This is a genomic window from Streptomyces sp. NBC_00503, from assembly GCF_036346895.1.
In the GTDB taxonomy this organism is placed as follows: Bacteria; Actinomycetota; Actinomycetes; order Streptomycetales; family Streptomycetaceae; genus Streptomyces.
Window position 1 is genome coordinate 3,085,602 of the sequence record NZ_CP107855.1, and the last position, 24,538, is coordinate 3,110,139.

Genomic DNA, 24,538 nt, shown 5'->3' on the forward strand with positions numbered 1-24,538 from the left:
GTGGCTGCGGCAACCTCAGGCGGGTCGGCGCGCCTCGTCCACCAGGAGCACCGGGATGCCGTCGCGGACCGGGTAGGCGAGGCCGCACTCCCGGCCTCCGGTGCAGATCAGCTCGGGGGCCGTTTCGTCTGCCGACTTGTCCTCGAGGGGGGCGTGGCAGGCGGGGCAGGCGAGGATCTCCAGAAGGCCGGCTTCGAGCGGCATGGTGCGGTTCCCTTCGGGGATGTGGATCGGGCCTGGTCAGCCTACCGCCGAGTCACCTCCGGTGCGGGCCGGAGGTGAACTCGGCGGGGCCCCTGGTGGGGTCGGCTATGCCCGGATGAGCGCCAGCGCCTCGTCGCGGACCTTGGCGAGGGTCGCGGGGTCGCGGGCCTCCACGTTCAGGCGCAGCAGCGGCTCGGTGTTGGAGGCGCGTACGTTGAACCACCAGTCGGTGCTCGTCACTGTGAGCCCGTCGAGTTCATCCAGGGTGACGTCCTCCTGTCCCCCGTATGTCTCCTTGACGGCGGCCAGGCGTCCCGCCTGGTCGGCGACGGTGGAGTTGATCTCGCCGGAGCCGGCGTAGCGGTCGTAGGAGGAGACCAGGCCGGAGAGGGGGCCGTCCTGGCCGCCGAGGGCCGCGAGGACGTGGAGCGCGGCGAGCATGCCGGTGTCCGCGTTCCAGAAGTCCTTGAAGTAGTAGTGCGCGGAGTGCTCGCCGCCGAAGATGGCGCCCGTCTTGGCCATCTCCTCCTTGATGAAGGAGTGGCCGACGCGGGTGCGGACGGGGGTTCCGCCGTGTTCGCGGACGACCTCGGGTACGGACCAGGAGGTGATCAGGTTGTGGATCACGGTGCCCTTGCCGCCGTTGCGGGCCAGCTCGCGGGCGGCGACCAGGGCGGTGATGGCGGACGGGGAGACGCCCTCGCCGCGCTCGTCGACGATGAAGCAGCGGTCGGCGTCGCCGTCGAAGGCGATGCCGAGGTCGGCGCCCTCGGCCTTCACGCGGGCCTGGAGGTCGACGATGTTCTTCGGGTCGAGGGGGTTGGCCTCGTGGTTGGGGAAGGTCCCGTCCAGTTCGAAGTACATGGGGACGAGGTCCAGCGGGAGGCCCTCGAAGACGGTGGGGACGGTGTGGCCGCCCATGCCGTTGCCCGCGTCGACGACGACCTTGAGGGGGCGGATGGCGGCGAGGTCCACCAGGCCCTTGAGGTGCGCGGCGTAGCCGGTGAGGGTGTCCTGCTCGGTGACGGTGCCCGGGACGGTGCCTGCGGGGATCGCGGGGGCGCCTTCGTCGCTCCACTTCTCCGCGAGCTCGCGGATGGTGGACAGGCCGGTGTCCTGGCCGACCGGAGCGGCGCCGGCGCGGCAGAGCTTGATGCCGTTGTACTTGGCCGGGTTGTGGGAGGCCGTGAACATGGCGCCGGGCAGGTTCAGCTTGCCGGAGGCGTAGTACAGCTGGTCGGTGGAGCACAGCCCGATCAGGGTGACGTCCACGCCGCGGGCCGCGGCGCCGCGGGCGAAGGCGCCGGACAGGGCGGGCGAGGAGGGCCGCATGTCGTGGCCGATGACGATCGCGCTCGCGCCGGTGACCTCGACGAACGCGGCACCGAACAGTTCGGCCAGGGGCTCGTCCCACTCGTCCGGCACGACGCCCCGTACGTCGTACGCCTTGACGATGTTCGATAGATCGGTGGCCACTGCCTGCCCTCCTGAGGGTGATGTGCGGTGGGGCAAACCTACCGTGGACACCTGACCGCCAGTCGGGCGATTCGAACAGTCGCGGGACCGGCTCAGGAATCCGGCGAGCTCAGGAGTCCGGCGAGCGCAGCACGCGCAGGTGCCCGCGCCGGGTCTCGCCCGTGGTGGGTCCGCCCTGGCCGGTGCCGCCGCGGGCTTCGGCCGTGCGCTCCGGAGGGCGGGCGGCTTCGCGTACGGCGTTGGCGAGGGCTTCGAGGTCGTCGCCGGTGGGGCGCGAGGGCGGGGAACCGTCGGTGAGACGCACGACGTCCCAGCCGCGCGGGGCGGTCATGCGCTCCGAATGCTCGGCGCACAGGTCGTAGCAGTGGGGTTCGGCGTAGGTGGCGAGCGGGCCGAGAACTGCGGTCGAATCGGCGTAGACGTACGTCAGTGTCGCGACGGCAGGGCGGCCGCACGCAGTGCGCGAACAGCGACGTACAAGGCTCACGACGTTGGACGGTACCGCACTCTTGACCGGGCCGCGACGACTCTCCCCCCGGCCGCTCCCCCGTGTCGGCTGATCAGCCCCGCCCCGGTGGGGGTGTGCGGGCTACCCTGCGGGGGTGACGGACAGCACCCTGCCTCCCCTTCCGAACGACTCCGATGCCCCGGCCGCTGTCGGCGGCGAACCGCGGGTGCGGCGGCGCGACCGGCACGGTCGGGGGATGCGCGGGCCGGTGGCCCCTCCGCAGGTACCGCTGTCGGCGAGTCGGGCGGAGCTCTTCGGCGACCTCGTACGGGATTCCGTGGAACGTCTGGAGCGGCGCTGGCCGCAGCTGGCGGACGTGGAGTTCATGGTCGGCGACGTCCCCGGCCCGCCGGGCGGCGCGGAGGCCGGCTGGAACGACGAGGCGGTGCCGCTGGGAGGCCTCGCCGAGGCGGGGGACGGGCGGCCGGCGCGGATCGTCGTGTTCCGGCGGCCGGTGGAGATCCGCACGAAGACGCGGGACGAGAAGGCGATGCTCGTGCACGAGATCGTGGTGGAGCAGGTGGCGGAGCTGCTGGGCCTGTCGCCGGAGACGGTGGACCCGAGGTACGGGCAGGACTAGGCCGTCTCGCTCTGCCCGGGGAACGGTGCGAGGTCGGGCTGTACCCAGGTCTCCTTGCCGGACGCCAGGGTCTCGGGGCGGTAGTACCGGGACAGCAGGTCCTTGTCGAGCAGGTCGGGGTGGCGGTCGGCGAAGGTGTCGAAGCCGGTGACGTCGGCGGCCCCCGCCGCCCGGCCGACGAGCTCGACCCAGGCCCGGGTCGTCGTGGCGTGGTACTTCTGCGGGGCGCCGGCCGCGGTGGCCGTGCGCGCGATGCCCTCGGCCACGAGCTCGGCCGCCGCGGGCACGCCGTGGCGGCGGACGGCCAGCCAGGTGAGGTGCACGTGCTGGCGGTGGCCGAACCGGTCGCTGGAGGCCATGACCTCGGCGAACATGTCTTCGAAACTCATGCATCCACGGTAAGCCGCGTCCACGGTAAGCCCGTCGGCCGTTCAGTCCGTGAGGACCGACAGGTCCTGGGTGGCCTTGGGGACCGAGACCGTCGCGTGGTCGTCCGACGCGGTCTGGACGGTGAACATCGGGGTCCCGTCTCGCGGCACGGTCAGGGTGCGGGACGCGTAGACCGGACCGCCGGAGACGGTCTCCACCGTCAGGGCGTAGGAGCCCTTGCCGCCCGCCGGGGCGAGGGTCACCTTCTGGGTCGTGCCCGCCTTGACGGTGACCTCCTGGCCGGCCGGATCGCCGCCCTCGGTGCCCGGCGAGGCCGTCACCTTGACCTTCGCGTCGGCTCCGGTCGCCGTCAGCGAGAGCACCGTCGCGTTGTCGTCGGTGCGGTTGTCGGCCACGGTCGCCCGCTTGCCCACCGGGGCGGCCGCCTGGATGAAGCCGAGGTCCTGCTTGGCACCGCTGCCGCGGACCACCCGCAGCGCGGCGACCACCGGCACGGTCTGCTTGCCTTCGGACGGGGACAGCACGAGGGAGCCCGGTTCGCCGCGGGTGACGTCCTTGAGGTCGACGCTCGCGGTCATCCCGGCCTTGACGTGGATCTCCTCGTTGCCCGCCGGGCTGATGGAGCCGCTCGCTCCGGCGAGGCGGATCCTGAGGTCCGCGTCCTCCTCGCCGGGGGCGAAGACGACCAGCCGTACGTCAGTGGCGTCCGCCGGGATGCCCGGCATGACCAGCGTCCCCGTCGGGTCGACGGAGGCGGGCAGCCAGTCGGAGCCGACGCCCTCCTCGCCCACCTGCACGGTGGCCCCGACCCGGCCGGCCCGGGTGGTCACGTGCGCGGTGAGGTCCGCGAGCTGTGCGCCGGGGGCGAGGGAGGCCAGCGAGATGGCCTTGCTGGACTTGGGGTCGATCCGGATGTTCTCACTGGTGCCCGCCTCGGCCTTGACCGCTCCGTCCGGGCCGAAGAGCTTGATGTCCACCACGGCGGCGTTGTCGTCGGGGTTGGTGAGGTGGACGTAGTCCTCGCGCCCCTTGGCGGTGCTCACGGCGGGGAACCAGAAGTCGGTGGCGGGCACGGTGCAGCTGGTGCCGAGGAGTCCGCGGGCGCGGCCGACGGAGACGACGGTGGTCTGCTGCGCGGTCCAGCCGGGGGCGAGGAACCCGTCGGCGGTGCCGGTGAGCGCGGGGGCCTCGGCGCCGGAGGCCTTGGCGCCGACGGGCTTTCCGGGCTCCTTGAGCTCCAGTACCGGCTTGGCCTCCTTGGTCGCGCCGAGCAGCCGGGCCGTGCCCTTGCCACCGGCGGCGGCCGCGCCCGGGGTGATCGAGGTGTACACGGTCTCGGCGATGTCGGAGGTGCTGGGTGCGGGGCACACCAGCAGGGACCGCTCCACCGGCATCCGGGCCGCGGCCTTGCCGGACGCGGCGGCGGGGGCGCCGTCCGCGGCGGGCGCGATGAGGGTGGCCAGGCCGGTGACGGCGGCCAGCGCGGCCGTCACGGCGGCGAGCGTCAGGGGTACGCGCTGCTTCACTGCTGGGGGCTCCCGTCCGGACGCGGGACGTGCTGCCCGTCGTGCTGTCCGTCGTGCGGCTGTCCGTAGGCGTCGTACGGCTCGTACGGGTACTGCTCGTACTGCTGCTGAGGCTGCTGCTGCTGCTGCGGTTCCTGGTACGGCTGCTGTTCCCCGTACTGCGGCTGCTGCGGGGGCTGCTGCGGGTACGGGTAGGGCTCGTACTGCTCGTACTGCGGCTGGTGCGGCGCCTGCTGCTGCGGTTCCTGCCCGCCGTAGGCGTAGCCGTCCTGGTCCACGTAAGCCTGCTGGTAGGCGTACGCGTCGTCCCCGTACGCCTGCTGCTGCGGGATCTGCGCGTACGGGTCGGCCGCGACGGCCGCCTCGGCGGGGGCTTCGGCCTCCGCCTCGGACTGCTCGCGCAGCCGGCGGGCGCGGCGGCCCTCGCCGGCCTCCTCGGCGGGCGCGGTCTCCTCTTCGGGGAGGTCGTCGTCGAGGCTGGTGCGGCGGCCCGGGAGGGCCATGACCAGGAGCACGAGGGCGAGGAAGCCCTGCGCCCAGTGCCAGGCGGTGCGGGTGAGGGCGTCCTGGTGGACCAGGTCGAGACGGCCGCCGGAGGCGGGGAGTTCGAAGCCCTGGGCCCAGCCGTCCAGCGTCTTGGCCTTGAGGGGCTTGCCGTCGAGGGTGGCCTGCCAGCCGGGGGCGGCCGTGTCGGCGATGCGCAGGGTGCGGCCCGCCTCGCCCGCCGGGATCTTGGTGTGGGCTTCGACGGGGCCGGAGGCGACGGGGATGGGTGCTTCGCCGGGCTTGGCGGAGACGATGACGGCCCTGGCGACCTGGCGGTCCACGCGCCACAGGGCGCTGCCTTCGAGCTTGCTGAGGCGGCTGAGGCCCGGGGTGGCGTCGAGGACGCGGCCGATCTCCTGCGGGGCTCCGTCACGGACCAGGACGTAGCGGATGGCGAAGCCGCCGAGCTGGTCGCTCTGGTCGGCGCCGGATCCGGCGACGAGGCTGGAGACGACCTTGTCGAGGCGGGTGTCGCTGCCGGCCTGGTCGGCGAGTTCGGCGTCGCCCAGGCGGCCGCCGGAGCCGCGGACGAGGCTGTAGGAGAGGGCGGCGGGCGAGGTGGCGCCGATGACCAGGGTGCGGGCCTGGTCGCGGGTGCCGCTCTCTTCGGCGACGAAGGCGGGCACCTGGACGGGGTCGCGGCGCTCCAGCGGTCCGGCGGCGCCGCTGAGCATCCAGCCGGCCGCGCCGATGAGGGGTCCGGCGGCGGCGGCCAGCGCGATGAGGGCGGCGAGCGGCTGGCGCCAGCCGAAGCTGCGGGCGGCGACGCGTTCCCTGGCTCCGTCGGCGCCGACGGTGGCGGCGGCCAGCAGGGCGAGTCCGTAGACGAGGGTGGCGGGGCCGGCCCAGGCGGTGCGGTTGACGAGGACGGCGAGGACGAGCGCGGCGAGCGCGGTGGCCCAGGCGGTGCGGACGGCGAACTGCCGGTCGGTGCGCAGCAGGGCGCCCAGGGCGGCGAGCACGATGCCGATGAGGATCAGCCCGCCGGCGGTGCGGGGTCCGCCGGGGCTGATGCCGAGCAGGTCCAGGGCGCCGGCCGAGCCGGCTCCGTAGGGCAGTCCGGCCTCGTGCAGGAAGCGGGTGGGGTGCAGGAGGAGGCTCAGCGACCAGGGTGCGAGGACGAGGAGCGGGACGGCGAGCATCGCGAGGAGGCGCGGTGCGTACGTCTTCCAGTGCGCGCGGCGCAGGACCAGGGCGGCGGCGGCGAGTACGGCGGCGAGCGGCCAGACGACGGGGGTGAAGGCGGTGGCCAGGGTCAGCAGGAGGGTGTAGGTCCAGGCCGAACGCCAGCTGCCCCCGGGGCCGTCGCCGCCGGCCGTGCTGTCGAATCCGAAGGCGGCGACGGCGGAGCGGGCGATGAGCGGGAGCAGGATCGCCAGGACGGCGGTGCCGAGGCGGCCGCCGGCGAGGGCTCCGGTGACGGCGGGCAGGAAGGCGTAGGCGACGGCGGCCCAGGCGCGCAGCAGTCGGGATTCGACGAGCGGCCGGGAGGCGAAGTAGGCGCTGAGTCCGGCGAGCGGGACGGAGCAGACGAGGAGCAGGGTCAGGGCGGCGTTGGTGGATCCGAAGAGCAGGGTGGAGAGGGCTCCGAGGACCGCGAGGTAGGGGGGTGCGCCGGTGGTGGTGCCGGTGCCGACGGGCTGCCAGTCGTCGGAGTAGACGTGCCAGAGGGCGGATCCGCTGCCGGGGGCGGGGAGCAGGGCGCCGCCCATGAGGGAGCCGCCGCCGAGGAGGGAGCGGCAGGCGACGACGGAGACGAGCAGGAGGAGTCCGAAGAGGACGGGCGCGGGCTTGCGGGCGATCCGCTTGAGGCGCGCGAACTGTTCGATCTCCAGGTAGTCGGCGTCGTCGCCGCCGGGTCCGGATTCGACGGCTCCGCCGTGCCGGCCGGCGTTGCTGCTGTCGGTGTCGCCGTCGGCGCCGAAGTAGCCCGCGAGCTGTTCGGCGTTGGCGCGCAGGGTGGCGCCGGACGGCGGGAAGAGGGGGCGCAGTTCCTTGGCGGGGACGGCGGGGCGGCGCCGGGCCTTGCGGGCGGCGAGGATGCGGCCGGGGCGGAGCAGGGTGGCGAGGAGGCCGGTGATCTCGTCGACGGCCTGTCCGGGTGCCTTGCCGATGAGGTAGGCGAGGGCGCGCAGGAGGGTGCCGAGGAGGACGCGGAGCAGGACGTACGGGAGGGCGCGGCCGGAGCTGTTGGCCAGCATCGTGTAGACGGCGCCGGCCTTGTCCACGCGGTGCGGGCTGGCGGTGGTGCGGCCGGCGCAGTCGACGGTGCGGCGTTCGCGGGCGGAGGCCTCGGCGTGCCGGACGACGGCGTCGGGGGCGATGAGGACGGCGTGGCCGGCGCTCTGGGCCCGCCAGCACAGGTCGACGTCGTCGCGCATGAGGGGCAGTCGGCGGTCGAAGCCGCCCAGCGCGTCGTACACGTCGCGGCGGACCAGCATGCCGGCGGTGGAGACGGAGAGGACGGGCTGGACCTGGTCGTGCTGGCCCTGGTCCTGTTCGCGGCGGTCGAGTCCGGTCCAGCGGCGGCCGCTGCGGGCGATGGTGACGCCGACTTCGAGGAGCTGCTTCTTGTCGTACCAGCCGCGCAGTTTGGGGCCGATGACGGCGGCGTCGGGGTTCTCCTCGGCGACGCGCAGGAGTTCGGCGAGGGCGTCGGGCTCGGGTGCGCAGTCGTCGTGGAGCAGCCAGAGCCACTGGACGGGTTCGCCGTGGGGCAGTTCGGGCAGGTCGTACGTGTCGTCGCGCCAGGTGCGGCTGACGGGATCCCAGCCGGAGGGGCGCTTGAGGTAGGGGAGGTCTTCGGGGCTCAGGGTGCCTGCGGTGCGGGCGGCTTCCTCGACCGCGGCGCCGAAGCCGGTGCGGCGGGCGAGGTGCAGGACGCGTTCCTCACCGAAGGCTTCGCCGAGCAGGCGCGCGGAGTCGTCGGCGCTGCCGGTGTCCGCGGCGATGTGGTTCTGGGCGGGGCGCTCCTGACCGAGGAGGCCCGCGAGGGTCCGGGGCAGCCAGCGGGAGCCGTCGTGGGCGACGAGGACCGCGGTGACGACGTGCCGGGGGAACTCTGGTGCGGCGGCAGCCTGGTGGGAGGCGCTCGACTGGCTGTGCAGGGACATCGCGGTACGGGCCCTCCGGCCGGGGGTCCGGGGGTGTTGTGCCCTCGGAGGCTGCTGGACAGCGCCCCACACTAACGGCTGGGAACAAGTCGGTCCGCCTCCTGCGGGGAAGGTGCGGGAGGCGGACCGTTTGCTCTGCTCGTCGTACTGCTTGCCGTGCTGTTCGCTGTACTGCCATTTGTGCCGCTATGCGTACGGCGGTGCGTACTGTCGCGGGCACGGTCGGCTATGCCGGTGGATATGCCGTCGGGGTCGCCGTCGGATATGTCGTACGCGGTGCCGTGGGCGCCGATCGTCGCGCGCCGAGGGCGTTTCAGACGGCGGCCTTCTTCAGACGCCGGCGCTCGCGCTCGGACAGGCCGCCCCAGATGCCGAATCGCTCGTCGTTGGCGAGGGCGTACTCAAGGCATTCGGAGCGGACTTCGCATGCGAGGCAGACCTTCTTGGCCTCGCGGGTGGAGCCGCCCTTCTCCGGAAAGAAGGACTCGGGGTCGGTCTGGGCGCAGAGAGCTCGCTCCTGCCATCCGAGCTCTTCGTCCGCCTCCTCGACCAGCAGTTCCTGAACCAGCTCGGTCATGTGCGCCCCTCGCTCTGTCTGTGCGTCCCCGTGGTGTTGCCGTTACTCATAGCTACGTAACGACACGAGTGAAATTACAAGTGTGAGGCTCCAGCGCAGTCAAGCCGAGATCTGCTATTGGGCCCCTTATTCACTCTGCGGAACCAAGCCTATGCAGAAAGTGTTCATATCGCCAAAAATCGTGACACATGCCACATGCATCGCACGCTGCACCTCCTCCCCTGTAGTCGACGCGTCACTCTGTGGTGTGGTTCCGATCCGGCCGAAGAAGCGGCGTAGATCACATTTCAGCCACAGGGGGACATCGCACCTCTTGACAGGTTTGAGACGGCCACAGCAGCTGTGGCGCGACTTGCAGCGCCACATCCCCTGGTGGGGGGTGCACAAACCTTTCTCCGGGCACGGTAACCGGATGAGGTGAAACTTTTCTACCAAACCGGACATTGGGTTGACAGTCCGGCCCCTCACCCGGTCTCCTTGTTGCCATGTCAGCGCCCGCAGTCGCCACCCGGACCCCCATTCGTGGGTTCCTGTGCGCTGCCCAGGTTCGCTGTTGCTGTTGCAGCTGTTGATGCCCACGGAGCTCCGGCTCCGCTGAGCTCCAGCCCGGCCCCCCACAGCGACCGCCTGCACGACTGACATCCGTCGAGGAACCCCCCGATGAACAGCACCAGCACCCTGAACCACGCCCCCACCACGGCTCCCCGCACGTCCGTCCCCGCCTCCGCCGCCGCCCCGATGGTCGAGAGCGACCTCCAGATCGCCGGCGACATCCTCTCCGTCCAGCACCTCCTGCAGCCCGCCCGCGAGCACCCGGCCACCGTCGCCGAGTTCGTGGGCCTCGCCCGCTCCATCGCCGAGGACCGCTCCCAGTGGGAGCACCTGGTCCGCTACGACGCCACCACCCGCTGGTACCACCGGCTGCGCACCGGCCCCGGCTACGAGGTCTGGCTGCTCAGCTGGGTCCCCGGCCAGGGCAGCGGGCTGCACGACCACGGCCCGTCCTCCGGCGTGCTCACCGTCCTGGACGGGGAGCTCACCGAGCACACCGCCCGCGGCCCGCTCACCCTGCGAGCCGGCTCCCAGCGCGTCTTCGCCCCCGGCTACGCCCACGAGGTCGCCAACGACGGCCTCGAAGGGGCGGTCAGCCTGCACGTCTACTTCCCCGGCCTGACCGCGATGCCGATGCACAACTGCTCCCCGGCCCGGCTCCAGACCGTCTCGGTCTGACCGGAGCGCCACCCGCCGGTAGCGGCCTGACAGTCCCGCCCGTCACCCGACCACCACCCCTCAAAGGATCAGCCTGCGGCTGACAGACTGTCTGCATGCGCATTGTTGTTCTGGCCGGCGGCATCGGCGGCGCCCGTTTCCTCCGCGGACTCAAGTCGGCGGTTCCCGACGCGGACATCACGGTCATCGGCAACACCGGTGACGACATTCACCTGTTCGGGCTCAAGGTGTGCCCCGATCTGGACACGGTGATGTACACCCTCGGCGGTGGCATCAACGAGGACCAGGGCTGGGGCCGCACCGAGGAGTCCTTCACCGTCAAGGAGGAACTCGCGGCGTACGGGGTCGGACCCAGCTGGTTCGGCCTCGGCGACCGCGACTTCGCCACCCACATCGTCCGCACGCAGATGCTCGGTGCGGGCTACCCGCTCAGCGCCGTCACCGAGGCCCTGTGCGACCGCTGGCAGCCCGGAGTCCGGCTGCTCCCCATGTCCGACGACCGGGTCGAGACCCACGTCGCGATCACCGAGCCCGGCACGGGCGAGCGGAAGGTCATCCACTTCCAGGAGTACTGGGTGCGGATGCGCGCCGCGGTGGACGCCGAGGCCGTCGTACCCGTGGGCGCCGAGCAGGCCAAGCCCGCGCCCGGCGTACTGGAGGCCATCGCGGCCGCCGACGTGATCCTCTTCCCGCCGTCCAACCCCGTGGTCTCGGTCGGCACCATCCTCGCCGTGCCCGGGATCCGCGAGGCCGTGGCCACCGCCGGGGCACCCGTCGTGGGCCTCTCCCCCATCGTCGGGGGTGCCCCCGTCCGCGGGATGGCCGACAAGGTGCTCGCCGCCGTCGGCGTCGAGTCCACCGCCTCCGCCGTCGCCCTGCACTACGGCACCGGACTGCTCGACGGCTGGCTCGTCGACACCGCCGACGCGGACTCCGTCGCGGAGGTGGAGGCCGCCGGCATCACCTGCCGGGCGGTTCCGCTGATGATGACCGACCTGGAGGCCACCGCCGCCATGGCGCGGGCCGCGCTGGAACTGGCGGAGGCCTCCCGGTGACCGCCCCGCACGCCCCGGACGCTCCGCACCCGCACGTGCCCTCGTACGAGGTGCGGGCGATCGGCGGGATCCCCGAGGTGCGGCCCGGCGACGACCTGGCACAGCTGATCGCGGCCGCCGGGCCCGCCCTGCGCGACGGGGACGTCCTGCTCGTCACCTCGAAGATCGTCTCCAAGGCGGAGGGCCGGATCGTCCGTGCCGATTCGCGCGAGGCCGCGATCGACGCCGAGACCGTACGGGTCGTCGCGCGCCGGGGCCCCCTGCGGATCGTGGAGAACCGGCAGGGCCTGGTCATGGCGGCGGCCGGGGTCGACGCCTCGAACACCCCCGCCGGCACCGTCCTGCTGCTCCCCGAGGCCCCCGACGCCTCGGCCGCCGCGATCCGGGCGGGGCTGCGGGAGTCGCTCGGCGTGGACGTGGGCGTGATCGTGACGGACACCTTCGGGCGGCCGTGGCGCACCGGGCTCACGGACGTGGCGATCGGCGCCGCGGGCGTACGGGTCCTCGACGACCTGCGCGGGGGCACCGACGCCCACGGGAACCCGCTGAGCGCGACGATCGTGGCCACCGCCGACGAGCTGGCCGCCGCGGGCGACCTGGTCAAGGGGAAGTCCGAGGGACTGCCGGTCGCGGTCGTACGGGGCCTCGCGCACGTGCTCGGCGAGGGCTCCTCGGCGGCGGACCTGGTCCGCTCCCCCGCCGACGACATGTTCCGGCTGGGCACCTCGGAGGCGGTCCGCGAGGCCGTCACCCAGCGCCGTACCGTACGGGCCTTCACGTCCGAGCCGGTGGACCCGGGCGCGGTCCGCCGGGCGGTCGCGGCGGCCGTGACGGCCCCGGCTCCGCACCACACGACTCCGTGGCGCTTCGTCCTGCTGGAGTCCGAGGGGTCCAGGCTGGAACTCCTCGACGCGATGCGGGACGCGTGGATCGCGGACCTGCGGCGCGACGGCAAGTCCGAGGAGTCCATCGCCAAGCGGGTCCGGCGGGGCGACGTCCTGCGGGCCGCGCCGTACCTGGTGGTGCCGTGCATGGTGAGCGACGGCGCCCACGACTACGGGCACGCGCGGCGGGACGCGGCGGAGCGGGAGATGTTCGTCGTCGCCATGGGCGCGGGCGTGCAGAACTTCCTGGTCGCGCTGGCCGGGGAACGGCTGGGGTCGGCGTGGGTGTCCTCGACGATGTTCTGCCGCGAGGTGGTGCGCAAGGTCCTGGGCCTGCCGGAGGACTGGGACCCGATGGGCGCGGTGGCGGTGGGCCACCCGGCATCCCCGGCCCCGACCCGGTGGGAACGCCCGACAGAGGACTTCATCGAGGTCCGCTGACCCCGCAGGGCTACGCTCGAGGCATGGCCGGCCGCTTCGACCCACTCACCCGCGCCGCGGTCCGCGGCGGCCGCACCGACGTGCCCCCGGCCGCGCCGCAGCAGCCGACGGGCACGGCCACCGGAAAGACCCGGACCTGGGCTCCGCCCGGTCCCGTCGATCTGGGGCTCGTCCTGGGGCCGCTGAGGCGCGGCCCGGCCGATCCCGCCTTCCGGACCGCCGCCGGTGCCGTCTGGCGGGCCACCCGTACCCCCGCCGGCCCCGCCACCCTCCGGGTGGCCGCGCAGGGCGGGGAGGTGCTCGCCGAGGCCTGGGGGCCGGGCGCCGACTGGGTGCTCGACCGGCTTCCCGAGCTGCTGGGCGGCGCCGACGATCCGGCGGCCTTCGTACCCCGGCACAGGCTCCTGCACGCCAGTCACCGCCGCCGTCCGGGTCTGCGGCTGACCCGTACCGGTCTGGTCCTGGAGTCCCTGATCCCGGTGATCCTGGAGCAGAAGGTCACCACCGACGAGGCGTACCGCGCCTGGCGCCGCCTGGTCGTCCAGTACGGCGAACCCGCTCCCGGACCGGAGCCGGGCCTCCACGTCCCCCCGGCGGCCCGCACCTGGGCGATGATCGCCTCCTGGGACTGGCACAAGGCCGGTGTGGACTCCAAGCGCTCGGCCACCATCGTGCGCGCCGCCCGTGTCGCCGCCCGCCTCGAGGAGGCCGCCGCGATGGACCTGCCGGCCGCCACCGCGCGGCTCCAGGCCGTTCCCGGCATCGGGCCGTGGACCTCCGCCGAGACCCTCCAGCGCAGCAACGGCCACGCCGACGCCGTCACCACCGGTGACCTGCACCTCCCGGGCATCGTCGGCTACGCCCTGGCCGGGGACCGGGACGCCGACGACGCCGCCATGCTGGAGCTGCTCGCGCCGTACGCGGGCCAGCGCCACCGGGCGGCCCGGCTGATCCTGCTGGCCGGCCCGTCCGTGGTCCCGCCCCGCCGTACCCCCCGGATGCCCCGGGGGGACATCGGCAGGCTCTGAGGGGTCCCGGTCCCTACCGGCCCTGGAGCTTCGCCGACGAGGTGCGGGTCGGGGGGAGTTCGCCGTAGAGCAGGCGGCCCGGGCATTCCGTGGCGAAGCCGTCGCGGTGGCCGGAGATGACGTTCAGGCGGACGTTGCTGCCCTTCGGGTAGAGGTTGCCGCCGCCCGAGCGCAGGGTGGTCTTCGCGCGGGGGTCCGCTCCGAAGAGGCCGAGCTTCCAGGCGGTGAGGCGGGCCACCGCGTCGACCGCCGCCTTCGGCGGGGCCGTGTTGGTGAAGGTGCCGATCACCGCGACGCCCATGCTGTCGGTGTTGAACCCCATGGTGTGCGCGCCCATGACCGGCTTGGCGACCCCGCCCGCGCGGCCCTCGTAGACCGTGCCGCACTTGTCGACGGCGAAGTTGTAGCCGATGTCCCGCCAGCCCTCGCTGACGACGTGGTAGCGGTAGAGGCTGCGCAGCACCGCCGGGGCGTCCTTGCAGGCGTAGCCGTTGCCGGAGGCGGTGTGGTGGACGAAGGCGGCCTTGACCGTGTTCGTGTAGATGAAGCCCCGTTCGCGGAGGTTCTCGTCGGCGCCCCAGCCCTTGCGGGTGACGATGCGCGGGCGCGGGCCGATGAAGGGGCGGGCGGCGGCGTTCAGCGAGCTGTCGGCGAGGACGGCGTCGGCGGTGGAGTCGGCCTTGTTGAGGGCGGCGATCTCGTTGGCGCCGAGGGGGGCCATGGGGACGTTGGCGGAGGAGGACTCCGTCATCTCCATGGTCATGCCGGGGAGCAGGGGCAGTTCGCCCTTGTCGTCGCCTTCTCCGGCGGGGCCCGGCGCGGGCGCGGGTTCGGGGGCCGCGCCGTTCTTGGCGTCCGTCGCCGGGCGGCCGGAGGTGTCCCCGGGGGCGACGAGGTCGATCCGCATCCCCTTCGGGAGCTTGGTCAGGGTGCCGCTCGGTGCCTGGACCCGGACCTGGATGCCGTCGGACTCGCCGACCCAGAGGGGGGCGGTGGCGCCGTGGACGCGGCCGGAGCCGCGTTCGGCCGTGTCGGGGTCGGCGGCGTGTTCTCCGTTGTGGGTTTCGACGTCCTGCCAGTCGGACCAGGCCGCGGTGGCCGCGGAGCGGGTGCGGACCTGGACGGTGCCTTCGAGCCGGGCGCTCGCGTCGTCCCAGACGACGCCGACGAGCGAGAAGTTCCTGGCGTCGCGGGCGGCCAGGCCCTGCGTCTCGGGCAGGCGGGGCGAGGCGCTCATTCCGGGGACGCCGGGGGTGCGGTCGGCCGCGGGTCCCAGGGGGACGAGCGGTACCGATTCGGTGGACCCGGCGGGGGCCGCGGGGGCGGCCTGGGCGGTCCGGGCGGCCGGGGGCGCCGCCTCCGCCGCCAGGGCCGTAGTGGGGAGCGCGAGCGGCAGGGCCAGTACGGCAGCCGTCGCGACGCCGATCGAGGAAGCAAGGAATCCACGCATGGAAAGGATGCTGTGGACTCCGGGCGGCGCTCGCCATCCGAGAACTGACGCCCCGTCTGATGGAGCCGCCCATACCCCTCCCCCGTACGGGGGACTTTGCCGCCGCCGTACGGAGGAGGGGGCCGCCCGGTGCCGCGTAGGCTCTGGGGCGTGAACGCCACTGACCGCACCCCTGCCGACCTGCTGCGATCCGCGCTCGCCGCCGATCCCGGCCGCCCGCTCGTCACCTTCTACGACGATGCCACGGGCGAGCGCGTCGAATTGTCCGTCGCCACCTTCGCCAATTGGGTGGCCAAGACCGCCAATCTGCTCCAGGGCGACCTGGGCGCGGAGCCCGGCGACCGGCTGGCCCTGCTGCTGCCCGCGCACTGGCAGAGCGCGGTGTGGCTGCTCGCCTGCGCCTCGGTCGGGGTCGTCGCCGAGGTGGGCGGGGATCCGGCCGACGCGGATCTCGTCGTCTCGGGGCCGGACACCCTCGACGCGGCCCTGGCCTGCTCCGGCGAGCGGGTCGCGCTCGCGCTGCGGCCGCTGGGCGGGCGGTTCCCGCAGCCTCCGGCCGGGTTCGCGGACTACGCCGTGGAGGTGCCGGGGCAGGGCGACCGGTTCGCGCCGTTCCAGCCGGTGGACGCGGACGGGCCCGGCCTGGTGGTCGGCGGCGAGGAGCTCTCGTACGCCCGGATCTGTGAGCGGGCCCGCGAGGACGCGGCGAAGCTCGGCCTCGGGGAGGGTTCGCGCGTGCTGACCGGGCTCGGCTACGACGGCTGGGAGGGGCTGTCCGCCGGGCTCTACGCGGCTCTGGCCACCGGCGGCTCCGTGGTGCTGTGCCGGAACCTGGACCGGCTGGCGGCCGAGGGGCTGGCGCAGCGGATCGAGAGCGAGCGCGTCACCCACACCGTCTGACCGGCGGGCCTCCGGTCGGCCCAACCCTTCCGGCGGCGGCCTCCGGGACGCCTTACCCGTCCGGCCGCACCCCGTCACCCACACCGCCCAACGGGTCCCGCGGGCTATTTGTCACCCACATGGCCCTGTACAGGGCCCTGCCCCCGGGCCGCCGCGGCAACCCGGGGGCAGGATCGGCACAGGCCGTACTCACCCGTACGGCCTGCCGGGACGGGTGAGGGGACGGAACGCGAGTGAGGGACAGCGCGGGCATACCGGACGGCACCGAAGCGGCCGGAGGCAGTGCGAAGCCTCCGAACGGCCGTAGGCGCCGGCTGCTGCGCTGGACCGGGATCGGGGCTTGCCTGTTCGTCGTCGCCGGAGCGGCCGGCGGCTGGTGGGTCTACTCCAAGCTCGACGGGAACATCACCGAGGACACCTCCGCCGCCGCCGAGCTGCGGCGCTACGACCGGGAGCGTCCGGTCCACCTGGCGGGCGGCGCGCAGAACATCCTGCTGATCGGCTCGGACTCCCGCTCCGGCAAGGACAACTCCCGCTACGGGCAGGACGAGGGGACCCAGCGCTCGGACACCACGATCCTGCTGCACCTGCCCGCGGACCGCACAAGCCTGACGGCGGTGTCGATACCGCGGGACCTGATGACGGAGATACCCGGCTGCCTGAAGCCGGACGGGAACCGCACCAGGGAGCAGTTCGCCCAGTTCAACTGGGCGTTCGAGTGGGGCGGGGCGGCCTGCACGATCCGCACGGTGGAGGCGATGACCGGCATCCGGGTCGATCACCACATGGTGGTGGACTTCGGCGGGTTCACGAAGATGGTGGACGCCATCGGCGGGGTGGAGGTCTGCCTGAAGCGGCCGGTGGACGACCCGGAGGCCAAGCTGAAGCTGTCGGCCGGACGCCAGACCCTGGAGGGTGAGCAGGCGCTGGGCTTCGTACGGGCCCGCTACAGCCTGGGCAACGGCAGCGACACCGAGCGCATGGAGCGCCAGCAGCTGTTCCTCGGCTCGCTGGTGAAGAAGGTGCAGAGCAACGGGGTGCTGCTCAATCCCGGGAAGCTCTATCCGCTGCTGGACGCGGCGACGTCCTCGGTGACCACGGACCCGGGGCTGGCCTCGCTGCGGGGGCTGTACGAGCTCGTACGGGGCGTGCGCGACATCCCGACCGACCAGATCAAGTTCCTCACGGTGCCGCGCCGGCCGTACCACGCCGATGCGAACCGGGACGAGCTGCGGGAGCCCGACGCGAGCCAGCTGTTCCAGCGGCTGCGGGCGGACGAGCCGCTGAGCATCGCGCCGCCCGAGCCGACGCCCCGGTCAACGCCCCGGTCCACTCCTCAGAGCGATCAGGCGGACCGGGCCGCGGAGAGCGGCGCCGACGGGAAAGCGCCCTCGACGGCTCCCGGAAAGGCCGACGGCGAGGGAACCGCGGACGCCCCCGCCCCCGTCCCCACCTTCACCGGAACCACCGCGGGCGTCGCGGACTGCCGGTAAAGCAATCCCAAAAGCCGGTGACGGGGCCGAGCTTGTTGAGGCGATTGCCCCGTTGTAAGAACGTGGAATTCATCACCAGCATGGTTTGCGGCGAAGCGGTCCGGATAAGGTGAGCGACCCGGTGCCCGGCCAGTACAGAGGCCGCGCGCCAGCAGCCGGATCGTTGACCGGGCGCCCAAGGGGAGGCGCGTCGTGAAGCACCGACGGAGGATTCGAGCAAACCGTGGATGCGCAAAGCCGTGGACGGGCCGACGAGATCGACCCCGCAGACCAGTGGGTGCTCAACCCCCGCACCGGTAACTACGAACTGCGACTGGAGCAATCCGCTCCGCAAGCGCCCGGGCAGCGGCGCGCCCCCGGCACCAAGCCGCGCACGGCCCCCGGTGCCCCCGCCGCCCCGGCGGTTCCCGGACCGCGCCGCGGTGACGTCCCGCCCGGCGGAGGCCGGCGCGGCGGACGGCCGCGCAAGGGCGGCGGCGGACGGCGCAAGAAGATCCTGGTCATCACCGGCGGATCCCTGGCGTTCGTGCTGGTCGCCGGGTCGATCGCCGGGTACCTCTACTACGACCACCTGAACGGCAACCTCAAGGTCACCGACGTCGGCAGTGCCGGAACGAGCGGCGGCTTCAAGAAGGACCAGCCGATCAACATCCTGGTCATCGGCACCGACAAGCGCAGCGGCGCGGGCAACGAGGGGTACGGGGACGCCGGCAGCGTCGGCCACGCCGACACCACGATCCTGTTCCACGTCGCGAAGGACCGCTCCAACGCCACGGCGCTGTCCATTCCGCGCGACCTGATCACCAACGTGCCGGACTGCCCCACGAAACAGCCGAACGGTTCGACGAAGAACATCGCCGGCGCGCACGGCGTCCGCTTCAACACCAGCCTCGGGCAGGACGGCCGCGACCCTGGCTGCACGATGCGCACGGTCAAGGAGCTCACCGGGATCCAGGTCGACCACTTCATGATGGCCGACTTCAACGCGGTGAAGAACCTGAGCACGGCGGTCGGCGGAGTGCCGGTCTGCCTGGACAAGGCCGTGGACGACAAGGACTCCAAGCTGAAGCTGTCGGCGGGCGAGCACCGGCTGTCGGGCGAGGACGCACTGGCCTTCGTACGGACCCGGCACGCCTTCGGCCAGCGCAGCGACCTCGACCGGATCAAGACCCAGCAGCAGTTCCTGAGTTCGATGATGCGGGAAATGAAGTCGAAGCAGACGCTGACCAGTCCGCAGAAGTTCTTCTCCCTCGCCGAAGCGGCCACCAAATCACTGAGCGTGGATTCGGGAATAGGTTCGATCGGGAAACTCACCGATCTCGCGGGTGAGTTGAAGGGCATCGACCTCAAGAACATCACCTTCACCACTCTTCCGGTTCTCGACAATCCGGCGGAGCCGCCCGGCGCGGCGGCCACCGTGGTGGTCAAGACGGCGCAGGCCGAGCCGCTGCTGCAGATGATCCGCGGGGACGTCTCGCTGACGGAGGTCGAGAAGAAGGAGAAGGCAGCTCAGGACACGGCGGACGCGCAGGAGCAGGCCAAGCTGGACGCGCTCATGCAGGGGCCCCGCGCCGCGGCCAAGGACGTCCGGGTGGACGTCTCCAACGGCGGCGGGCCGGCCGGTTCCGCTTCCGCCACGCTGACCTGGCTGCAGAACACCAAGAAGGTCCTGAAGTCCGCCAACCTGGGCAACGCGCCCGCCAAGGTGGACGCCACGCAGCTGGAGTACGCGCCCAACCAGGCCGACCAGGCCCGTGCGTTGGCCGAGATGATGGGTCTTCCCGCGGCAGCGCTGAAGATGGGTACGGCCGATGCCGATCCCAAGACCCCGATGAAGCTGACGCTCGGCGCGGACTTCAAGGGGGCGGGGGTCTCCATGACGGCTCCGCAGAAGGCGCCCGAGGACATCCAGCGGGTCGAGGCGGACAAGTCGGTCTGCGCGAAGTGACCGACGGGGCGGCCACCGGGCCGATCCCGAACACCACATAGCATTCCTGGACTGTCGGACCGGCAGTACGCCGACACAGAGTGATCTTGAGGGGGGACGTGTGAGGCACAGCAGCGTGCAAGGGGAGGGGTCGTCGGCCCAGGCCGACGACGGCATATCCGGCGGCCGTCCGGCCGCGAGCGGATCCGTACCCCCGCCGCGGAACGGGTCCGGCCGACGCCGCCGCGGCGGCAGCGGCAGCGGTGGCGGGAAGCGCTCGACCCGGCGCGGCAAACGACGCGTGCTGCGCTGGGTGGCCTCCGTCGTGGCGCTGCTCATACTCGGCACGGCAGCCGCCGGTTACCTCTACTACCGCCACCTCAACGGGAACATCCAGAGCGGTCAGCGCCTGAGCGGTGACAGCGGGGTCGCCAGGACCGAGGCCGACGCCGCGGGCCGGCGCCCGATCAACATCCTGATGCTCGGCTCCGACATCCGCGACGAGGCGAACGCGAAGCTCGGCGGGGGCTGGGACAACATCGGCGGCCCCGCGCGGGCCGACGTGCAGATGCTGATCCACATCTCCGCCGACCGGAAGAACGCCTCGGTCACCTCCGTCCCGCGCGACACCATGGTGGACATCCCGGAGTGCACCGATCCCAAGACGGGCGACAAGTACAAAGCCACCAAGACGATGATCAACGAGAGCCTCGCGCGGGGAGGTCCCGGCTGCACCCTGGCCACCTGGGAGAAGATGACCAACGTCTACATCGACCACTGGATGATGATCGACTTCACCGGTGTCGTGAGCATGGCCGACGCGATCGGCGGCGTCGACGTCTGCGTCAACCAGAACGTCTTCGACCAGTCGAAGCCGGGCTCGGGGACGGGCGGATCCGGCCTCAAGCTGAAGGCGGGCACCACCAAGGTCCAGGGCGAGCAGGCGCTCCAGTGGCTGCGCACCCGGCACTCCTTCGGCAGTGACATGGGCCGGGCCAAGGCACAGCACATGTACATGAACTCGATGATGCGCGGGCTCAAGAGCCAGAACGCCTTCACCGACATCCCCCGCCTGACGGGTCTGGCGGAGGCGGCGACGAAGTCGCTGAAGGTGTCGGAGGAGATCGGGTCGGTCAAGAAGCTCCTCGACCTCGGCCTCGCGCTCAAGGACGTACCGATCAACCGCATCACGATGGCCACGATCCCGGTGATGGATTACCCGGGGGACAAGAACCGGGTGGCTCTCAACCCCGCGGACGCCGAGAAGATGTGGACGATGCTCCGCAAGGACGTCGCCATGGACTCCAACGGCGACCCGGCCGAGAGCGGCAAGCCCGGTACGAGCGCTTCCCCGTCGCCGTCCCCCGAGCCCTCCAAGGCCCCGGCCACCGACCCGGCGAAGATCGCCGTACATGTGGTCAACGGCACCGGGGTCGGGTCGGCCCCGGCGCCCAGGCGGGCCACGGTCGTCGCGGGCCAGCTGGTCACCAAGGGGTTCGCGCTGGCCAAGGCGGACAGCACGCTCACCCCGGAGAAAACCACGGTCGTGCGCTACGCCGCGGACGCCCAGGCGGCCGAGGCGCAGAGCGTGGCGGCGGCCCTCGGGATTCCGGCGAGCTCGGTGCAGAAGGCCGCCGGGGCCGACCGGATCACCCTCGTGGTGGGCGCGGACTGGCGGGAGGGCAACGTCTACCCGCAGCAGGCCGCACCCGATGCCGGAGCGGTCCCGGAGTCGGCCGAGATCCTCAACGGCACGGACACCAGCTGCATGGACATCTACGAGCCCTTCCGCTGGTGAACTGAGCCGGCGCGGGTCATGAGAAAGGGGTGAGCCGGTCCGATCGGACCGGCTCACCCCTTTCTCGTGCGTACGAAGCTCAGACCTCGCTGGGGTCGCGGCGCACCGACGGGCGCCGGCTCGCGATCACCTTGGCGGCGAGCGAGCGCGGGCTGGTCAGGAAGCCGAAGCCCCAGCACAGGTGCATGGTCGCCAGGGCGACGGGGATCTGCGCGCGGGCCTTCAGCGAGAGCCCCTTGCCGGCCGGGACGGACCCGGCGGTGATGGCCGCGAGGTAGCCGGCCGGGACGACGAAGGCCCAGGGGGTGACGGCCGCGCCGGCGACCAGTCCGGCCGCGATCGCGCAGACGGCGGTCGGCGGGGCGAGGTAGCGCAGGTTGATGGAGCCCGAGTGGTAGCGGGCCACCACGTGGCGCCAGCGCCCGTAGTCCTTGTACTGCTTGGCGAGCGCCCGCACGGAGGGCCTCGGGCGGTACTGGACCTTGAGCTCGGGCGAGAACCAGATGAGCCCGCCGGCCTCGCGGATCCGGAAGTTCAGCTCCCAGTCCTGGGCGCGGATGAACTCCTCGTTGTAGCCGCCCGCGCGCTCCAGGGCCTCGCGGCGGAAGACGCCGAGGTAGACCGTGTCGGCGGGGCCTGCGGCGCCTCCGGTGTGGAAGGCCGCGTTGCCGACGCCGATCTTCGAGGTCATCGCGGCGGCTACGGCGTCTTCCCAGGGGTTCTCGCCCTCGGCGTGCATGATGCCGCCGACGTTCTGCGCGCCGGTCTCCTCCAGGAGGCGGACCGCGGTGGCGATGTAGTTCGGGGAGAGCATGCCGTGGCCGTCCACGCGTACCACGATCGGGTGGCGCGAGGCGTTGATCGCGGCGTTCAGAGCGGCGGGGGTCCGGCCGGTGGGGTTCGGCACGGTATGGACCCGCGGGTCTTCGCGTACGAGCTCGGCGGCGATCTCGTCGGTGCGGTCCGTGGACGGCCCCAGCGCGATCACCACCTCCATCTCCCCGGCGTACTCCTGTCCGAGGATGTGGCGGACCGAGTCGCGCAGATGGCGCTCCTCGTTGAGTACCGGCATGATCACCGAAACTGCGGGCTGCTGGACGGGCATGTGGTCCTTCAAGGTCGGGTATCGGTGTCACGTTACCGCGTACGGGGGAAACGGGTGCGCGGCGGATGAGCGGTACGGACAGAGGCTGATCGTATGGACCTACTGTTCTGACGAATCAGCCGAATGTGAGCTTCCGGATCGACCCGAACCGCTGACCCCGCGGAGGTTTCCCCCGTGCCCCAGCCGCACCGTCCCACCCGGCCCGCCCGGCCGACGCAGCGCGCGCAGCGGGAGCCCCGCCGGGCGGACAAGCCCCGCTGGGGGGTCCGGCTCGCGGCCGGTCTGTCGGTGGCGGTGCTGGGCTCCGGCGCGCTCGGGCACGCCGTGATGACCGGGCTGGACACCGGCATCCAGCGGGTGGACCCCTTCAAGGACATGAAGAACCGCCCGCAGGCCGGGCACGGGGTGAACTTCCTGCTCGTCGGCACCGACGGCCGCGACAAGATCACCGCGGACGAGAAGCGCGAGTACCGCCTCGGCGGGGCGCCCTGCCACTGCACCGACACCGTCATGCTGGTCCACCTCTCGGCGGACCGGACCCGGGCGAGCGTGATCAGCCTCCCCCGCGACAGCTACGTGGAGCTGCCCGCGCACCTGGACGAGTCCAGCGGGAAGCAGCACGGGGCGCACCCCGTGAAGCTCAACGCCGCCTACGCCGAGGGCGGCCCCAACCTGACCGTGCGCACCGTCGAGAACATGACCCGGGTGAAGATCGACCACTACCTGGAGGTGGACTTCACCAGCTTCATGAAGACGGTCGACGCCATGGGCGGCGTGGAGATCTGCACCGCCAAGCCCCTGCACGACTCCAACACCGGCCTCGACCTGCTCCCCGGCACCCACCGCCTCAGCGGCGGCCAGGCACTGCAGTACGTGCGCTCGCGCCATGTGGACGGGGCCTCGGACCTCGGCCGCATGCAGCGCCAGCAGCGGTTCATCGCCGCCCTGATCAAGCAGGCCACCCACGGCGGGGTGCTGCTCAACCCGGTCAAGTTCAAGGAGGTCAGCTCCACCCTGCTCGGGTCGGTGCGGGCCGACAAGGGCTTCGGATCGGAGCAGATGCTGGCGCTCGGGCAGGCCATGCGGGACTTCACCCCCTCCTCGTCGGAGTTCGCCTCGGTGCCCGTGGGCGACGCCTCCTTCCCGGTCAAGGGCCTCGGCTCCACCGTGAAGTGGGACGAGGCCAAGGCCGCGAAGCTCTTCGAGGCGCTGCGCGAGGACCGGCCGCTGGCCCCGGCCCCCGCCCCCGGCCGGCCGGCGCCCCGCCAGCAGCCGGCGGTACCGGTGGACGTGGCTCCGCAGCAGGTCCGGGTGCAGGTGGAGAACGGCACCAGGATCGACGGGCTGGGCACCCGGGTGGACTCGGCGCTGCGCGCCACCGGCTTCGACACCACCGGAGCTCCGGGGACGGGCGCGAGCCGCGAGGTCAAGCGCACGGTGATCACGTACGACCCGCGCTGGGACCGTACGGCCCGTTCGGTGGCCACCGCGCTCCCCGGCAGCGAGCTGCGGGCCGTTCCCGGCCAGGGCAAGACCGTGGTGGTCATCGCCGGCGCGGACTACCGCAAGGTGGTGGCGGTGCGCGCGGAGGACCCGTACCAGGGCGAGTTCGGCGTGGTCACCGGCGACCAGGTCGTCTGCGCGAAGTAGGGCCCGACGCAGAGGGCCCGCGGGTGCCTCAGAGCTCGTCGAAGCCCTGGGCCGCGCGGTGCTCGCGCAGTTCCATGATCGCCTGGCGGCGGGCCAGGCGGTGGGTGCGGCGGATCTGGGCCTCCTGGTAGCGGCGCTCGTCCTGCTCGGTCTCCGGGAGGACCGGCGGGACCCGGCGGGGCCTGCCCTCGGAGTCGACGGCGGCGAAGACGAGGTAGGCGCTGCCGACCTGGGTGGCGGGGGTGGACTCGTTCCACCGCTCGGCGAGGACGCGTACGCCGATCTCCATGGAGGAGCGGCCCGTCCAGTTGCACTGGGCCTTGACGTGTACGAGGTCGCCGACCCGGACGGGGGCGAGGAAGGCCATTTCGTCCATGGACGCGGTGACCGCCGGGCCGCCGGAGTGGCGGCCGGCCACGGCGCCGGCGGCGTCGTCCACCAGTTTCATGATCACACCGCCGTGCACGGTACCGAGGAGGTTGGTGTCGTTGGCGGTCATGATGTGGCTCAGGGTGGTGCGGGAAGCCGAGATCGGCTTGCCCGCCGGCTCGCCCGGTATCTCTGTCATGCAGCCACCTTAAGTGCGCCGCCGAGGCATCAGCTCTGCAACAGCACCGGTACGAACACCCTCCCGGGCTGTTCGGCGACACGCCCGGC

20 protein-coding genes are annotated in these 24,538 nt (G+C 72.5%); 10 read left to right on the plus strand and 10 right to left on the minus strand.

Annotation, left to right across the window (positions count from 1 at the left end; translation table 11 throughout):
* Positions 1 to 15 precede the first annotated feature (15 nt).
* The 3 genes from OG490_RS14350 to OG490_RS14360 all read right to left on the minus strand — a co-directional run bounded on the left by OG490_RS14350 (position 16) and on the right by OG490_RS14360 (position 2,167).
* Positions 16 to 204 carry a Trm112 family protein gene (locus OG490_RS14350; RefSeq protein WP_330296675.1) on the minus strand — a complete coding sequence of 63 codons (189 nt, stop codon included), beginning with the start codon at positions 202 to 204 and terminating at the stop codon, positions 16 to 18.
* Between the two features lie 105 nt (positions 205 to 309).
* Positions 310 to 1,680 (minus strand): phosphomannomutase/phosphoglucomutase, encoded by a 1,371-nt coding sequence (locus OG490_RS14355; protein WP_330296676.1) that lies wholly within the window; start codon positions 1,678 to 1,680, stop codon positions 310 to 312.
* Between the two features lie 109 nt (positions 1,681 to 1,789).
* Complete coding sequence (locus OG490_RS14360) at positions 1,790 to 2,167, minus strand: DUF3499 domain-containing protein (RefSeq protein ID WP_330296677.1); 378 nt, start codon at positions 2,165 to 2,167, stop codon at positions 1,790 to 1,792.
* A gap of 115 nt (positions 2,168 to 2,282) precedes the next feature.
* On the opposite strand from OG490_RS14360, the gene OG490_RS14365 reads away from it, so the two are divergent.
* A complete protein-coding gene (locus OG490_RS14365; protein WP_443065814.1) occupies positions 2,283 to 2,768 on the plus strand; it encodes a metallopeptidase family protein in 486 nt (161 codons plus the stop codon).
* Here OG490_RS14365 and OG490_RS14370 read toward each other — a convergent pair.
* From OG490_RS14370 to OG490_RS14385, 4 genes are all read right to left on the minus strand, one after another.
* Positions 2,765 to 3,157 carry a hypothetical protein gene (locus OG490_RS14370; protein ID WP_330296678.1) on the minus strand — a complete coding sequence of 131 codons (393 nt, stop codon included), beginning with the start codon at positions 3,155 to 3,157 and terminating at the stop codon, positions 2,765 to 2,767. The two genes, OG490_RS14365 and OG490_RS14370, sit on opposite strands and share 4 nt — an antisense overlap.
* Positions 3,158 to 3,199: 42 nt before the next feature.
* Positions 3,200 to 4,684, minus strand: a complete 1,485-nt coding sequence (locus OG490_RS14375) for a DUF5719 family protein (RefSeq protein ID WP_330296679.1) — start codon at positions 4,682 to 4,684, stop codon at positions 3,200 to 3,202.
* Complete coding sequence (locus OG490_RS14380; RefSeq protein ID WP_330296680.1) at positions 4,681 to 8,343, minus strand: glycosyltransferase family 2 protein; 3,663 nt, start codon at positions 8,341 to 8,343, stop codon at positions 4,681 to 4,683. The genes OG490_RS14375 and OG490_RS14380 overlap by 4 nt, the downstream gene beginning before the upstream one ends.
* A 313-nt stretch (positions 8,344 to 8,656) precedes the next feature.
* Complete coding sequence (locus OG490_RS14385) at positions 8,657 to 8,920, minus strand: WhiB family transcriptional regulator (RefSeq protein WP_112450237.1); 264 nt, start codon at positions 8,918 to 8,920, stop codon at positions 8,657 to 8,659.
* Positions 8,921 to 9,658: 738 nt separating this feature from the next.
* Between OG490_RS14385 and OG490_RS14390 the strand changes: the two genes are divergently transcribed.
* From OG490_RS14390 to OG490_RS14405, 4 genes are all read left to right on the plus strand, one after another.
* A complete protein-coding gene (locus OG490_RS14390; RefSeq protein WP_330300923.1) occupies positions 9,659 to 10,150 on the plus strand; it encodes a cysteine dioxygenase in 492 nt (163 codons plus the stop codon).
* Positions 10,151 to 10,245: 95 nt separating this feature from the next.
* Entirely contained in the window at positions 10,246 to 11,205 is a 960-nt protein-coding gene (gene cofD / locus OG490_RS14395; protein ID WP_330296681.1) for a 2-phospho-L-lactate transferase, read from the plus strand.
* Entirely contained in the window at positions 11,202 to 12,530 is a 1,329-nt protein-coding gene (locus OG490_RS14400; protein ID WP_330296682.1) for a coenzyme F420-0:L-glutamate ligase, read from the plus strand. The genes cofD and OG490_RS14400 overlap by 4 nt, the downstream gene beginning before the upstream one ends.
* 23 nt (positions 12,531 to 12,553) lie before the next feature.
* Positions 12,554 to 13,558, plus strand: coding sequence for a DNA-3-methyladenine glycosylase family protein (locus OG490_RS14405; RefSeq protein ID WP_330296683.1), 1,005 nt, complete (start codon positions 12,554 to 12,556; stop codon positions 13,556 to 13,558).
* A gap of 13 nt (positions 13,559 to 13,571) precedes the next feature.
* Here OG490_RS14405 and OG490_RS14410 read toward each other — a convergent pair whose 3' ends face one another.
* Positions 13,572 to 15,008: a peptidoglycan recognition protein family protein gene (locus tag OG490_RS14410; protein WP_330296684.1), complete on the minus strand. Its 1,437-nt coding sequence runs from the start codon at positions 15,006 to 15,008 to the stop codon at positions 13,572 to 13,574.
* A gap of 150 nt (positions 15,009 to 15,158) precedes the next feature.
* Here OG490_RS14410 and OG490_RS14415 point away from each other — a divergent pair, with 150 nt between their 5' ends.
* The 4 genes from OG490_RS14415 to OG490_RS14430 all read left to right on the plus strand — a co-directional run bounded on the left by OG490_RS14415 (position 15,159) and on the right by OG490_RS14430 (position 21,126).
* Complete coding sequence (locus OG490_RS14415; RefSeq protein WP_330296685.1) at positions 15,159 to 15,908, plus strand: TIGR03089 family protein; 750 nt, start codon at positions 15,159 to 15,161, stop codon at positions 15,906 to 15,908.
* Between the two features lie 233 nt (positions 15,909 to 16,141).
* Positions 16,142 to 17,401, plus strand: coding sequence for an LCP family protein (locus tag OG490_RS14420; protein WP_330296686.1), 1,260 nt, complete (start codon positions 16,142 to 16,144; stop codon positions 17,399 to 17,401).
* A gap of 223 nt (positions 17,402 to 17,624) precedes the next feature.
* A complete protein-coding gene (locus OG490_RS14425; protein WP_330296687.1) occupies positions 17,625 to 19,349 on the plus strand; it encodes an LCP family protein in 1,725 nt (574 codons plus the stop codon).
* Between the two features lie 100 nt (positions 19,350 to 19,449).
* On the plus strand, positions 19,450 to 21,126 hold the full coding sequence (locus OG490_RS14430; protein ID WP_330296688.1) for an LCP family protein: 1,677 nt from the start codon (positions 19,450 to 19,452) through the stop codon (positions 21,124 to 21,126).
* Positions 21,127 to 21,205: 79 nt separating this feature from the next.
* Here OG490_RS14430 and OG490_RS14435 read toward each other — a convergent pair whose 3' ends face one another.
* On the minus strand, positions 21,206 to 22,231 hold the full coding sequence (locus OG490_RS14435) for a glycosyltransferase family 2 protein (RefSeq protein ID WP_330296689.1): 1,026 nt from the start codon (positions 22,229 to 22,231) through the stop codon (positions 21,206 to 21,208).
* Positions 22,232 to 22,405: 174 nt separating this feature from the next.
* Between OG490_RS14435 and OG490_RS14440 the strand changes: the two genes are divergently transcribed.
* Positions 22,406 to 23,881 carry an LCP family protein gene (locus OG490_RS14440; RefSeq protein WP_330296690.1) on the plus strand — a complete coding sequence of 492 codons (1,476 nt, stop codon included), beginning with the start codon at positions 22,406 to 22,408 and terminating at the stop codon, positions 23,879 to 23,881.
* Between the two features lie 28 nt (positions 23,882 to 23,909).
* On the opposite strand, the gene OG490_RS14445 is transcribed toward OG490_RS14440, so the two are convergent.
* Complete coding sequence (locus tag OG490_RS14445) at positions 23,910 to 24,449, minus strand: acyl-CoA thioesterase (protein ID WP_330296691.1); 540 nt, start codon at positions 24,447 to 24,449, stop codon at positions 23,910 to 23,912.
* Positions 24,450 to 24,538 lie beyond the last annotated feature (89 nt).

Excerpts from the sequence above, each read along its gene's own strand:
- OG490_RS14350 (WP_330296675.1), bottom strand. The coding sequence starts at position 204 with ATGCCGCTCGAAGCCGGCCTTCTGGAGATCCTCGCCTGCCCCGCCTGC.
- OG490_RS14370 (WP_330296678.1), bottom strand. The coding sequence starts at position 3,157 with ATGAGTTTCGAAGACATGTTCGCCGAGGTCATGGCCTCCAGCGACCGG.
- OG490_RS14380 (WP_330296680.1), bottom strand. The coding sequence starts at position 8,343 with ATGTCCCTGCACAGCCAGTCGAGCGCCTCCCACCAGGCTGCCGCCGCA.
- OG490_RS14385 (WP_112450237.1), bottom strand. The coding sequence starts at position 8,920 with ATGACCGAGCTGGTTCAGGAACTGCTGGTCGAGGAGGCGGACGAAGAG.
- OG490_RS14390 (WP_330300923.1), top strand. The coding sequence starts at position 9,659 with ATGGTCGAGAGCGACCTCCAGATCGCCGGCGACATCCTCTCCGTCCAG.
- cofD (WP_330296681.1), top strand. The coding sequence starts at position 10,246 with ATGCGCATTGTTGTTCTGGCCGGCGGCATCGGCGGCGCCCGTTTCCTC.
- OG490_RS14405 (WP_330296683.1), top strand. The coding sequence starts at position 12,554 with ATGGCCGGCCGCTTCGACCCACTCACCCGCGCCGCGGTCCGCGGCGGC.
- OG490_RS14410 (WP_330296684.1), bottom strand. The coding sequence starts at position 15,008 with ATGCGTGGATTCCTTGCTTCCTCGATCGGCGTCGCGACGGCTGCCGTA.
- OG490_RS14435 (WP_330296689.1), bottom strand. The coding sequence starts at position 22,231 with ATGCCCGTCCAGCAGCCCGCAGTTTCGGTGATCATGCCGGTACTCAAC.
- OG490_RS14445 (WP_330296691.1), bottom strand. The coding sequence starts at position 24,449 with ATGACAGAGATACCGGGCGAGCCGGCGGGCAAGCCGATCTCGGCTTCC.